The organism is Nocardiopsis exhalans (assembly GCF_024134545.1).
GTDB classification, from domain to species: Bacteria; Actinomycetota; Actinomycetes; order Streptosporangiales; family Streptosporangiaceae; genus Nocardiopsis; species Nocardiopsis exhalans.
In genome coordinates this window covers 3,317,980-3,329,927 of record NZ_CP099837.1, presented here as the reverse complement: position 1 = coordinate 3,329,927, position 11,948 = coordinate 3,317,980, and the positions used below count along the sequence as shown (strand labels likewise).

Annotated in this window: 8 protein-coding genes; 1 reads left to right on the top strand and 7 read right to left on the bottom strand. The window is 70.9% G+C overall.

The genetic code is table 11. The annotated features are described in order from the left end of the window. Position 1: 1 nt before the first annotated feature. Positions 2-2,428, top strand: a complete 2,427-nt coding sequence (locus NE857_RS14695; protein ID WP_254421499.1) for a DUF262 domain-containing protein — start codon at positions 2-4, stop codon at positions 2,426-2,428. Positions 2,429-2,855: 427 nt separating this feature from the next. Here the strand turns inward: NE857_RS14695 and NE857_RS14690 are convergent, their stop codons facing one another. From NE857_RS14690 to NE857_RS14660, 7 genes are all read right to left on the bottom strand, one after another. Then, positions 2,856-4,328 carry a plasmid pRiA4b ORF-3 family protein gene (locus NE857_RS14690; RefSeq protein ID WP_254421498.1) on the bottom strand — a complete coding sequence of 491 codons (1,473 nt, stop codon included), beginning with the start codon at positions 4,326-4,328 and terminating at the stop codon, positions 2,856-2,858. A 388-nt stretch (positions 4,329-4,716) separates the two neighbouring features. Beyond that, positions 4,717-5,073 carry a hypothetical protein gene (locus NE857_RS14685; protein WP_254421497.1) on the bottom strand — a complete coding sequence of 119 codons (357 nt, stop codon included), beginning with the start codon at positions 5,071-5,073 and terminating at the stop codon, positions 4,717-4,719. A gap of 45 nt (positions 5,074-5,118) precedes the next feature. Continuing rightward, positions 5,119-7,188: a beta-galactosidase gene (locus NE857_RS14680; RefSeq protein ID WP_254421496.1), complete on the bottom strand. Its 2,070-nt coding sequence runs from the start codon at positions 7,186-7,188 to the stop codon at positions 5,119-5,121. Between the two features lie 91 nt (positions 7,189-7,279). Next, a complete protein-coding gene (locus tag NE857_RS14675; protein ID WP_254421495.1) occupies positions 7,280-8,641 on the bottom strand; it encodes an ABC transporter substrate-binding protein in 1,362 nt (453 codons plus the stop codon). Positions 8,642-8,747: 106 nt separating this feature from the next. Continuing rightward, positions 8,748-9,701 (bottom strand): carbohydrate ABC transporter permease, encoded by a 954-nt coding sequence (locus NE857_RS14670; RefSeq protein WP_254421494.1) that lies wholly within the window; start codon positions 9,699-9,701, stop codon positions 8,748-8,750. Positions 9,702-9,704: 3 nt separating this feature from the next. After that, entirely contained in the window at positions 9,705-10,625 is a 921-nt protein-coding gene (locus NE857_RS14665) for a carbohydrate ABC transporter permease (protein WP_254421493.1), read from the bottom strand. 192 nt (positions 10,626-10,817) lie between these two features. After that, a complete protein-coding gene (locus NE857_RS14660) occupies positions 10,818-11,927 on the bottom strand; it encodes a LacI family DNA-binding transcriptional regulator (protein WP_254421492.1) in 1,110 nt (369 codons plus the stop codon). Positions 11,928-11,948 lie beyond the last annotated feature (21 nt).

Here is an 11,948-nt window from a genome sequence, read left to right as displayed (position 1 = left end):
CATGGTCGAGGGAACCAAGCAGTTCCAGGTGCCGCTGTACCAGCGCCCCTACTCCTGGGGCAGGGAGGAACTCGAACGCCTCTGGGAGGACCTCACCGATCAGGTCGACCGGGGCACCGAACCGCGCACCCTGAGTTCCGCCGGGCACTTCATGGGATCGGTGGTGCTCGCACCGGGTTCGTCTTCTGCGAGCACGCTGACCCGGTGGCTGGTCATCGACGGCCAGCAGCGGCTCACGTCCTTGTCCATCGCCCTCGCGGCCATCCGCGACAGGTTGCGCGAGGTGGAAGAACTCGAAGAGGGCGACCCCAGCGACGCGGACCGGATCAATGACGTCTACCTGGTGAACAAGTACAACAAGGGAGCCGACAAGTACCGGCTCGCACCGACCCAGGCCGACCGGGCCTCCTTCACGGCCATCGTCAACGGACGCCCCGACGCCGGAGGTGACGACAGGGTCGGGTTCGCCTACAACTACTTCTCCCGCAAGGTCAGGCACTACGGCGAGGAGGACCTCCTGGGCATCGAGGAGACCATCGGCCACCGCCTCAGCCTGGTGGACATCCAGGCGGAGGCCGGTGACAACGTCTTCCGGATCTTCGAGTCGCTGAACAACACCGGCAAGGGCCTCAGCCAGACCGACCTGTTGCGCAACTACGTCTTCATGCTCCTGCCCGAAACCGGCCAGGAGGTGTACGACGAGGTCTGGTTGCCGATGCAGGACGAGCTGGGCCCGGAGACGTTGGAGACCCTGGCCTGGCTCGACCTGGTTCTGCGCGGGGACGAGCGGGCCAAGCAGAGCGAGGTCTACCACGGTCAGAAGGAGCGCCTGGAGAAGGTGTCCCACGCCAGTGGTGAGGTCGCCCTCCGAGGCGAGGTGGAACACCTGTGGCGCCTGGGGCAACTGTTGCAGCGCGTCCTGGATCCCGTCTTCGAGAGCGACCCGGAGTTGGCCGAGGTGCTGGCCCGCCTCGAATCGTGGGGCAACAAGATCTACCGGCCGCTGGCACTGCACCTGATGGTGCTACGCGACCAAGGGCACGCCGACACCGACGAACTGATCCGTGCTCTGGGATACGTGGAGAGCTTCCTGGTCCGACGCATGATCGCCGGTGTACCGACCCAGGGGCTCAACAGGATCTTCATGTCCTCGCCCAAGGAGATCCAGCCGGGCGGCTCGGTCGCGGACTCCGTGCACCGGTACCTGTCGGATCCGCGTCGGCGCTGGCCCTCGGACAGGGCACTGCGCGAGGCGGTGGCCCAGCGCAACTTCTACTGGTCGGGTCAGGCCCTGCAGCGCACCTTCGTACTGCGCAGGCTGGAAGAGGGCTTCGGCTCCCCCGAACCGGTGGACTTCGGCAAGGCCAAGGTCAGCATCGAGCACATCATGCCGCAGAGCATGACCGAGGAGTGGTACGAGGTCCTGCGCAAGCAGACCGACCCGGACGAGACCGAGAACGAACTGCACGGGCGCCTGTTGCACACTCTGGGCAACCTGACCCTGACCGCGCAGAACTCGAAGCTGTCCAACCACATGTTCGAGCGCAAGCAGAAGATCTTCCAGTCCAGCGGTCTGAGCATGAACCGACAGATCGCCGACGCGCCCAGTTGGGGGAGGCCGGAGATCGAGGCGCGGGCAGCGCTGCTCGCCGAGCACGCCTGTGCTCTGTGGCCCGCTCCGGCGCCGTCCGGCGGACAGGCACCGGAGGAAATCGGTGCGGACCTCGCCCAGCAACTCGGACACGCCCTCGCGATGTTGGCGGCCGACCGCTGGACGACGCACCGTGAGCTCGCGGTCCTCGTCGGGGCCAAGACCGCGACAGTGTCCCGGCACCTGGACGCCGATCCGGACACCGCGCACGCGGGCCGGGTCTTCCCCGACACCAAGGCAGCCGAAGAGGCGGGGTCAGGACACGAGGGGTTCGTGCCGGCGGCCGCTCTGGCAGAGCTGGTGGGGCTCGAGGTGGACGAGTTCGTCGAACGGGAGCGACGGTTCCACGCGCTTCTCCTGGAGAACCAGCAGCCCGAGGTCGTGCGGGCGACTCAGGCGCTGACCGACGAGTGGACCGCCTCCGGTGGTGACCTGCTGTGGGGAGGGGGCGCCGACACCAGCTGCTTTCTCCTCGCCTGGGACGAGAGCGTGAACCCCGACTGGCGGTGGGCGCTCGTGCTGTACCCGTCGTCGGGACGCGCCGAGGTGGTCTTCCAGCACATGGCACGCCGTCCTCCGTTCGACGACGTGGCTCTGCGGAGGGAGCTCCTGCACAGGTTCAACGCGATTCCCGGGATCGACCTGCCCGAGGACTCACTGAACCGGCGACCGAGTTTTCCGCTGGGAGTCCTCGCTGAGGACGGAAGGCAGCAGGTGCACCAGGTGCTGTTGTGGTTCCGTGAGCGCTGCCAGGACTGGCTGGACCAACAGATGTGACCCTGGTACGGAGTTCGTTTGGTGCATCCGTGAGGTGCACGGGGCCGGGAGGTGTGTACTCGGAGAGTGCACACCTCCCGGCGGACCTCGGGACAACGTGACGTAACCGAGCTCCTACCTCCCCCCCACTACCTGCGGGCTCCCGCGTTGCCTCAGGTCGCCCCGCTCCCCCACCAGCATTCGGGTCCCGCCATTCACCCCAGAGAATCAGGCCCCTGACCAGCGCAAAAGCGCAACGGTCAGGGGCTTTTGCCTTCCCGGGAGTCCACCAGCGAGCGCCCAGGGTGTATCCCGTCAGCCAGCCGGTTGCCGGGGTACGTGAGTAGGCCCTGGTTTCCGCCACCACACGAGCAGCGCCGCTCCCCAGAAGCGGCGCGGCCGCCACGCGTACCCGTGCCCTTGGGCACCGACGGGCGCGGGCCCGTGGTCAGTTCGTACTCCTCAGGGCCGCCCGGGCGAACGCCCTGCCCCGGGCGGTCGGCGCGTCACCCCGGCTGAACGATCCCCTGGACCAGCCGCCCATGGTGTCCAGAACCGCCCACGCCTCGTACATGGCGTCCCAAGCAGCTCCGGAGTCCACCGGCAGCCCGTCCCCGACCCGCCACCCCAGGCCGGTCAGTACCGCGGCGACCTCGCCGGGCACGTCACGGCTTCCGGCCGCCGCCGCCAGCACCGCCACCAGGCACCCCAGGCGTTCGTCCTCGGCTTTGGGTGCGGGCGGCATCCGCTCGGCGAGGTGCTCCCACAGGGCCAGGGGGTCCTCGCGCACCGCCTTGCCCGCTTTGGTGGGCAGCAGTCGGCCCTTGTACTTGCGCAGCAACCCCATCTTCTGCGCGGACTCGCGCAGGTTCAGCACCGGGAGGGTCTGGACCTCCCGGTTGGCCGCGCCGATCCACCTCCCCGTCAGGTTCAGCGCGTCTGCTGCTTCCCGCACGCTCGCCGGGGGCAGGTATCCGGCCCCGGTCAGCTTCACCCCGTCGTCGCCGACGTGGTCGAGCAGCCAGGTGTAGGGGCCGACCGCCGCGCGCACGGTGGCCGTGCTCGGCTCCTCCTCCGGGGCGGTCGCCTCGGAGGCCAGGGTCAGCAGTCGCCCCCGCAGTCGCGGGTCGCGCACGGACGCCAGCAGGTCAGCGACCGGTCCGGGCAGGTCGTCCGGGACCGGTCCGGCCACCGCTGCCAGGGCGCTGTTGACCGCGCCGGGGTCGAAGGGGACCGGCGCCCGGTCCGGGTCGGGGTCCATCCCGAAGACCCTCCGGTACTCGGCGAGCGCCTCGGCGTGCTCTGGGTGCCCGGTGTCGGTGGCCGCGCTGAGCAGCTCGTATCCGAACGGGCCTCCGCAGTCCTCGGGCGGTGCTGACCGGTGGCCGGCCGTGCACACCGCGCGGGAGGCGTCCTCCTGGCGGGGGACGACGTCCTGGAGAGTGAGCAGGTGCTCCCAGTCGTCACCGAAGTCGTACAGGTAGAACAGCCGGTCCCCGGGCTCTGCCAGGACCTCGTCCAGGCGCACCTGCTCCTCGGGGACGCCGGGCCTGCCCTCCCGTGACTCGAACGGACACAGGTAGAGCTCGGCCTCCCTGCTGTAGTAGGTCCCGCCGCTGGCGAACCCGTGCAGGTGGTAGTCCTCCCAGGCGAACGCGGCCTGGAGGATCTGGTGCACCTCGTTGAGGAACAGGTCGGAGTCCAGCTCCAACTCGCGCCACACCGGCGGCTCGGTCTCCTCTATCTCCACCCGCACCCGGTAGGTCACCGTCTCCTCGCGGCGGGGGCGGCGCCGGGAGGGACGCGGGGGCTCATCGAAGGGCCCGAAGCCGAACGGTGAGCCGTCCGCGCCCCCGGGGACGGCTGCGAACCCCGGCGGGGCGTCGAATCCTTCGGGGAAGCCAGCACGGTGATCACTCATGACGGCAAAATACCGGTTTCCCGCGCCGTCAGCGTTGGGCAAGGGACACCGGGGCGTGTCATCGCCCGAGACCCGCCTCGTTCATGCTGCGCTGGAGCCCGCTCTTGCGGCGGTGCCGCTCGCGCAGTGTCTCCTCCGGCCTCTGCCTGGACGTGAGCCGGGACACCTCCAGGGCCCAGCTCCGGTCCTGCTGGGGCGGCGACAACCAGCGGTGGCGGGTCGTCCCGAACTAACTGGATTCCGGCCCCTCTTCAAAGATGATCTTGCTACCAGCGTCACTCTCGGCTCCGAACTTGCTTCTGGTAGCAAGATCATCGGGGATGAGGGGGTTTCGGAAGCACCGGACGCACTCCGCCCCCGGTTCCGGACACCCCCAGCCGCCCCTGCCTCACCGGCTACGCCCCAAGAACGACCCCCACCCGCCAGCGCCCGCAGGAGGGGCCGGTTCGTGTTCGGCGAGGTCGGCCACCACCTCGGCGTCGTCGCCCTCGGCCGCCACCCGGACGTAGGAGGCGACGGCGAGCACGCGCATACCGTGCGCCTCGACCAGGGCGCGGCGGCGGCCGAGTTCGGCGGGGCCGAGCGCGGGGTCGGCGGCCTCCCCCGCGCCGGCTCGCAGTTCCAGAGCTCGGGCTCCGGCTGCGTGAGCCAGACGGACGACCTCCTTCAGTGACCGCCCCGGAGCTCCGAGAGTGGACACCGCGAACCGGGGCAGGGCGGGTCGGCCGAAGGTGCCTTGTGCCAAGGGGTTCCTCTCTCCGGGGCCGGTGGAGGCACCGTACCCGGTGGGTCAGACGGTCGCCGGGCCGGATGCCGGGACGCGCCAGGCGGTGATGCCGCGCGGCGCGAGGACGCGCTCCTCCTCTCCGGTCGCGGCGGCCCCGGTCAACGGGGTGCCCGGCAGTTGGTGGAGCTTGACGGGTTCGTCGGTGCGGTTGGTCAGGAAGCGGTACTCGACGCCCTCGCCTGCGCGCACGGTCAGTTCGACCCGGCCGCGCAGGTCCTCGGGGAGTTCGCTGCCGACCCCGGCCCCGTCCAGCAGCCGGTTCAGCAGGGCGGTGCGGTGTGCGTCGTCCAGGCGGGTGGAGACGTAGGCCGCGCTGCCGCCGCCGGGCAGGGACCTGCGGGTCAGCGCCGCTCCCCCGGCCAGGGGGCCGTCGGCGTAGCGGGCCCAGACCTGGGTCCCGGCGTCGGTGACGGTGATCCGGTCCGACCACAGGGTCCCGGTGGAGCCGTCGTCCAGGGTGACGGTGGCGCCTTCGGGCAGGGGGGCGAACTCCTCGATGCGCAGGCCCAACAGCTCGCGCAGCGGGCCCGGGTAGCCGCCCAGGTGGACGTGGTCGTTCTCGTCGACGATGCCGGAGAAGTAGGTGGTGACCAGGTGGCCGCCGCCCTCGGCGTAGCCGGTCAGGCGGCGCGCGGTGGCCTCGGGCAGTACGTGCAGCAGGGGTGCGACGACCAGGTCGTAGCCCTCCCAGTCGGCGTCGGTGGGCAGCACGTCCACCCGCACCCCGGCGTCGAGGAAGGCGGTGTACCAGGCCATGGCCTCGTCGTGCACGTCCAGCAGCGAGCTGGGCAGGGAGTCGCGCCGTACCGCCCAGCGCGATTCCCAGTCGAAGAGCAGGGCGGCGCGGGCGGGCAGCCGTCCGCTTCCGGCGACCTCGGCGAGGTCCTCCTTCAGGACCCGGCCCAGTTCGGCCACGTCCCGGTAGACCCGGCTGTCGGCTCCGGCGTGCGGCACCATCGCCGAGTGGTACTTCTCCGCGCCTCCCGCCGACTGCCGCCATTGGAAGTAGCAGACGGCGTCGGCGCCGTGCGCAACGTGCAGCAGGGAGTCGCGGGCCATCTCGCCGGGTGCCTTGGCCGGGTTGACGCTGCGCCAGTTGACGGCGCTGGTGGAGTGCTCCATCAGGTACCAGGGGCGGCCGCGGGCCAGGCCGCCGGTGAGGTTGGCGCTGAAGGAGAGTTCGTCGGCACCGCTGGGATCGGGGCGTACGTAGTGGTCGTTGGCGATGAAGTCGACCTCGTGGGCCCAGTCGGCGTAGTTCATGTCCGCGGTGTGGCCCATGACCATGAAGTTGGTGGTGACCGGGATGCCGGGGGTGAGGCGGTGCAGGATCTCGCGTTCGGCGCGCAGGTGGTCGCGCAGGACGTCGGAGGAGAAGCGCGCGAAGTCGAGCTGCTGGGTGGGGTTGGCGTGCGAGGCGGCCAGCCGGGGCGGTAGGACCTGGTCCCAGTCGGTGTAGCGCTGGGACCAGAAGTCGGTGGCCCAGGCGTGGTTGAGCCCGTCGATGGTGGTGTAGCGCTCGCGCAGCCAGGTGCGGAAGGCGGCCGCGGCGTCGTCGGAGTAGTCGTGGACGTTGTGGCAGCCCAGTTCGTTGTTGACGTGCCAGGCGGCGAGGGCGGGGTGGTCGCCGTAGTGTTCGGCCAGGGCGGTGGTGAGTTCGAGGGCGTAGCGGCGGAACACGGGCGAGGTGGGGCGCCAGTGCTGGCGGGCGCCGGGGTTGACGGTATCGCCGGTGCGGGTGACCGGCAGGACCTCGGGGTGGGCGGTGGTGAGCCAGGCGGGCGGGGAGGCGGTGGCGGTGGCCAGGTCGACGGCGATGCCGTTCTCGTGCAGCCGGTCCATGATGTCGTCCAGCCAGCCGAAGTCCCAGGTGTCGGGGCCGGGCTGCAGCCGCGACCAGGAGAACACTCCGAGGGTGACGATGTTGACCCCGGCGCGGCGCATCAGGCGCAGGTCCTCCTCCCACACCTCGCGCGGCCACTGTTCGGGGTTGTAGTCGGCGCCGTAGGCGAAGCGGGGGCGGTCGGGGTCGTGCGGCCAGCGCAGCCAGTCGCGGGAGGCGGCGTCGGTCATGGTGGATCCCTTCGGGAGGACGCGGGTGCGGGTGGGGGCGGCGCGGGGCCGCCCCCACCCGGGTCGGGTGTCGGTGTGGGGTGGGTCGGTGTCAGTCGCCGGTGGTGACGGTGAAGCCCTGGTCCTGGCCGTAGCGGACCGAGGCGTCCTGCCAGGCGGTCAGCCCTTCGGCGAGGGTGGTGTCGGAGACGTAGGCCTGGCCGACGGTGTCGTTGAACAGCGAGTTGGCGTGCGCCTGGTAGGGCAGGTAGTGCCAGCCCTCGCGCACGTTGGCGGCGGAGTCTGCGTAGACCTCGTTGACCGTCTGGCCGCCGAAGTACGCGGACTCGGCGGACAGGAACTCGGGCGATTCGAGGTCGGCGACGGTGGCGGGGAAGGCGCCCTGGTCGAGCCGGTGCTGAACGCCGTCACCGGCGTTGGCGTACTCGATGAACGCGTAGGCGAGCGCCTGGTTCTCGGCGCCCACGGGCACGGCGAGCGCGCTGCCGCCGCTCTCGGCGCTGGAGGCGTCGCCCTCGTCCCAGGCGGGCGGCGGGGCGACCCGCCAGGACCCGGCGCCGTCGGGGACCCCGGCTTCCAGGTTGAGGCCCATCCAGGCGCCGGTGACCAGGGTGGCGACGCTGCCGTCGCCCAGCGCCTGGTACCACTCGTCGCTCCAGGCGGTGACCGGCAGGAGCAGGTCCTCGTCGATGAGCTGCTGCCAGGTGTCGGTGAAGCGGGCGGTGCCCTCGTCGGTGAAGTCGATCGTGACGTCCTCCCCCTCGACCCGGTAGGGCTGTCCGCCCGCCTGCCAGACGAAGGTGGTGGTGGCGCCCGCGTCGCCGTTGTCGGCGGCGACGTAGACGTCGGGGTCGGCCTCCTGCAGCTCCCGGGCGACCTCGACGTACTCGTCCCAGGTGGCGGGTACCCGCACGCCGTGTTCGTCGAACACGTCCTGGTTGTAGAACAGGGCGATGGGGCCGGAGTCCATGGGCAGGCCGTGGATAGCGCCCTCCTCGCCCTGGACCGCGCCCCACGGACCGGGGGTGTAGTCGCCCTCCAGTTCGGCCGCGCCCAGCGGGGCCAGGTCGACCAGGTTCCCGGCGATGGTGAACTGGCCCAGCGCGAAGTACTCGATGTGGGCCACGTCCGGCAGCCCCGATCCGGCGGACAGGGCGTTCTGCAGGGCGGTGTACTGCTCGTCGCCGGTGCCGACGTTCTCCACGTTCACGGTGACGCCGGGATGCTCCGCCTCGAACTCCTCGGCGACCCGGTCCAGGGTGGGCTCCCAGGCCCAGACGGTGATCTCACCGCCTTCGGCCAGGGCTGCGGCGACGTCCTCGGCTGCGATGTCGGGAGCGGTGTCGTCACCGGAGCCGCAGGCGCTCAGCGCCAGGCACAGGGCGCCGACCGCGGCGGCGCCCCGGGGGAGCCGGACCGCGGGGGTTCGGCGGGTGTCCGGTTGGCTTTTCATGGGGGGTCTCCTCGGTCGTGGTGGTGGTCCGGGCTCGAACGGTTCCGTCGCCCGGGAACGGTTCAGCCCTTGAGGCTCTCGAACGGTTCCGTCGCCCGGGAACGGTTCAGCCCTTGAGGCTTCCGGCGGTCAGGCCCGACCTCCAGTAGCGCTGGAGCAGCAGGAACGCGGCGATCAGCGGGATGACGGTCAGCAGCGACCCGGTGATGACCAGGTGGAAGACGGGTTCGCCGCCGATGGTGGCGGCCTGGGCGTTCCAGGCGTTGAGGCCGAGGGTGAGCGGGAACCAGTCGGGGTCGCGGATCATGATCAGCGGCAGGAAGTAGTTGTTCCAGGTCGCCACCATGGTGAAGAGCAGGACCGTGGCGGTGCCGGGGGCCAGCAGCGGCAGGGCCACGGTGAAGAAGGTGCGGATCTCCCCGGAGCCGTCGATGCGGGCCGCCTCCAGCAGTTCCTTCGGTACGGCCTGGGCGGCGAAGACCCACATCAGGTACAGGCCGAAGGGCGAGATGAGGGAGGGGACGATCACCGCCCAGGGGGTGTTGGTCAGGCCCATCTGGCTGAACATCAGGAAGGTGGGCACGGCCAGGGCGGTGCCGGGCACCGCGGCCGCGCCCAGGACGAGGGCGAAGACGGCGCGGCGGCCGGGGAACTCGAACTTGGCCAGGGCGTAGCCGCCGAGCATCGCCAGCAGGGTGGCCCCGCCCGCGCCCGCCACCACGTAGAGCACGGTGTTGAGCAGCCAGCGGACGAACACCCCGTCGTCGTAGGCGAGGGTGGCGGCGATGTTGTCGAAGAGCGCGAAGTCGGAGCCGAACCACAGCCCGAAGCTGGTGAGCAGCGACTGCTGGCTCTTGGTGGCGTTGATGATCAGCCAGGCCAGGGGTACCAGGGAGTACAGCAGGGCCAGTCCGGTGACCAGGGTCAGGGCGGCGCTGCGTCGGGGGTGGGCCGGGCTTCCGCCGCGGCGCGATCGGAGCCGCGGGCGCGGTGGGCGCAGCGGGCTGGGGGCGGTGCGGCGGCGGGGCCGGGATGTGCGGGTCGGGGTGGGGGTGCCCATGGTTCACGCCGCCTTTCGCATGCCGAACAGCTGCACGGCGTAGGCGATGACCATGGTCAGCAGGCCCATGATGATCGCCACGGCCGCGGCGTAGTTCTGTTGTTGGCCGGAGAAGGCCAGGGAGTAGGTGTAGAGGTTGGGCGTGTACCCGCTGGAGATGGCGTTGGGGGCCAGGCTGCGCAGGATGCTGGGTTCGTTGAACAGCTGGAAGCTGCCGATGACCGAGAAGATCGCGGCGATCACCAGGGCCCCGCGCAGGGCGGGGAGCTTGATGGCGGTGATCACCCGCAGCTGGCCCGCGCCGTCGACCTCGGCCGCCTCGTACAGGTTGTGCGGGACCGTGCGCAGCGCCGAGTAGAGGATGAGCATGTTGTAGCCGACGAACTGCCAGGTGACGATGTTGCCGATGGAGGCGAGGATCAGCCCCGGCGAGAGCGGGTCGGGCAGGGTCACGCCCAGGAGGTCGTTGGCGTTGCCGACCAGTCCGAACCGGCTGCCGTACATGAAGCCCCACATGAGGGTGGCCACGACCGCGGGTACCGCGTAGGGCATGAAGATCGAGATGCGGAAGAAGTCGCGCCCGTAGAGGCGGCCGCTGTCCAGGGCCAGCGCCAGCAGCAGGGCCAGGAACAGCATGAGGGGCACCTGGACGGCGAGGAAGAGCGTCACCCGGGACACCGACTCCCAGAACACCGGGTCGGTGAGGGCGCTGTGGTAGTTGGCCAGGCCCACGAAGGAGTTTCCGCCGACCAGCTGGTCGCGGTACACGCTGAGGTAGAGCGAGTAGAGGATCGGCGCCACGAAGACCAGCGCGAAGACGGCCATGAAGGGGGCGAGGAAACCCCATCCGGTCCAGCGGTGCCGGGGGCGGCCGGGCTTGGGCGGCCGGTGCGGGGGGCGTTCGGCGGTGGTCGTTGACGTCATCGGATCCCTCGTGGAGCAGTCCGTGTCGACCGTGGTGACGCCCCTGGGACCAGGGGCGAGGGGGCGGACACCAAGTGATGTTTACGCAAACATTGCGATGCCGGGAGTGTTGCACCCGTGTTGCCGAACGGTCAAGGGGGTGAACGGGACGAGTTCGCGGTCGCGGGGCCCGTCCCGCAGAACCCGCGGTGCTCACCCCCGGGGCGGCGCCGTGCTGGCGCGCACCACCAGTTCCGTGGGAACGAGGGTGGCCCCGGGGTCCTCGGCCTCGCCGCGCAGCCGCCGCAGCGCCTTGGCGACGAGTCGGCGGCCGACCTCGGCGAAGTCCTGACGGATGGTGGTCAGCGGCGGCAGGAACGAGCCCGCCTCCGCGATGTCGTCGAAACCCACCACGCTCACGTCCCCGGGCACCGAGCGGCCGCGCTCGTGCAGGGCGCGCAGCAGCCCCAGCGCCATCTGGTCGTTGGCCGCGAACACCGCCGTGCACTCGGGGTCAGCGGCCAGCGCCCGCCCCGCCCGGTAACCGCTCTGGGCCGACCAGTCGCCGTTGACCAGCGCTGGAACAGGGCACCCCCGGTCCTGGAGGGTCTGGCGCCAGGACCGGGCGCGGCGTTCGGCGAAGAAGGACTCCGCCGGACCGGCCAGGTGGTGCACCGTGCGGTGGCCGAGGCCGAGCAGGTGCTCGACGGCGTCCCGGGACCCGCTGATCTGGTCGGTGTCGACCACGCCGTACCGGTCGTCCACCTCGGAGTCGGCGACGACCACCTGCAGCCCGGGCGGCAGCCGGAAGTCGACGGCGTCCAGCAGATGGACCTCCATGATCACGATCACCGCGTCCACGGCCAGCTCACCCAGCCGGGTGAAGGCACCCAGCACCTCGTCCTGGGTGGGCACGGCCACCGGGATGAGAGTGATCGCGTACCCCTCCTGGGCGGCCGAGGTGGCGATCGCCTCCAGGGTGCGGACGTTGCCGGTGGTGGACAGGGTGAAGACGATGACCCCGAGCGTGCGGAACTCGCCGCGTTTGAGGGCGCGGGCGGCGCTGTTGGGCCGGTAGCCGAGCTCGCGCATGGCCGCCAGGACGCGTTCCCGCGTCTGGGGCACCACACTGGGGCTGCCGTTGGAGACCCGGGAGACGGTCTGCGAGGAAACCCCGGCGCGCCTGGCCACATCCGCCATGGAGACCCGGTTGCCGCGCCCGCGTGGTCCCGCCTCGGCCTCCACGCCCTCGGACATCCGCACGCCCCCGTATCCGTGGCGGGCATCGCCGCCGTTGTGTCCGACGGCGCACAGTGTAGTCACACGGCCGCCGCACACGGGGTC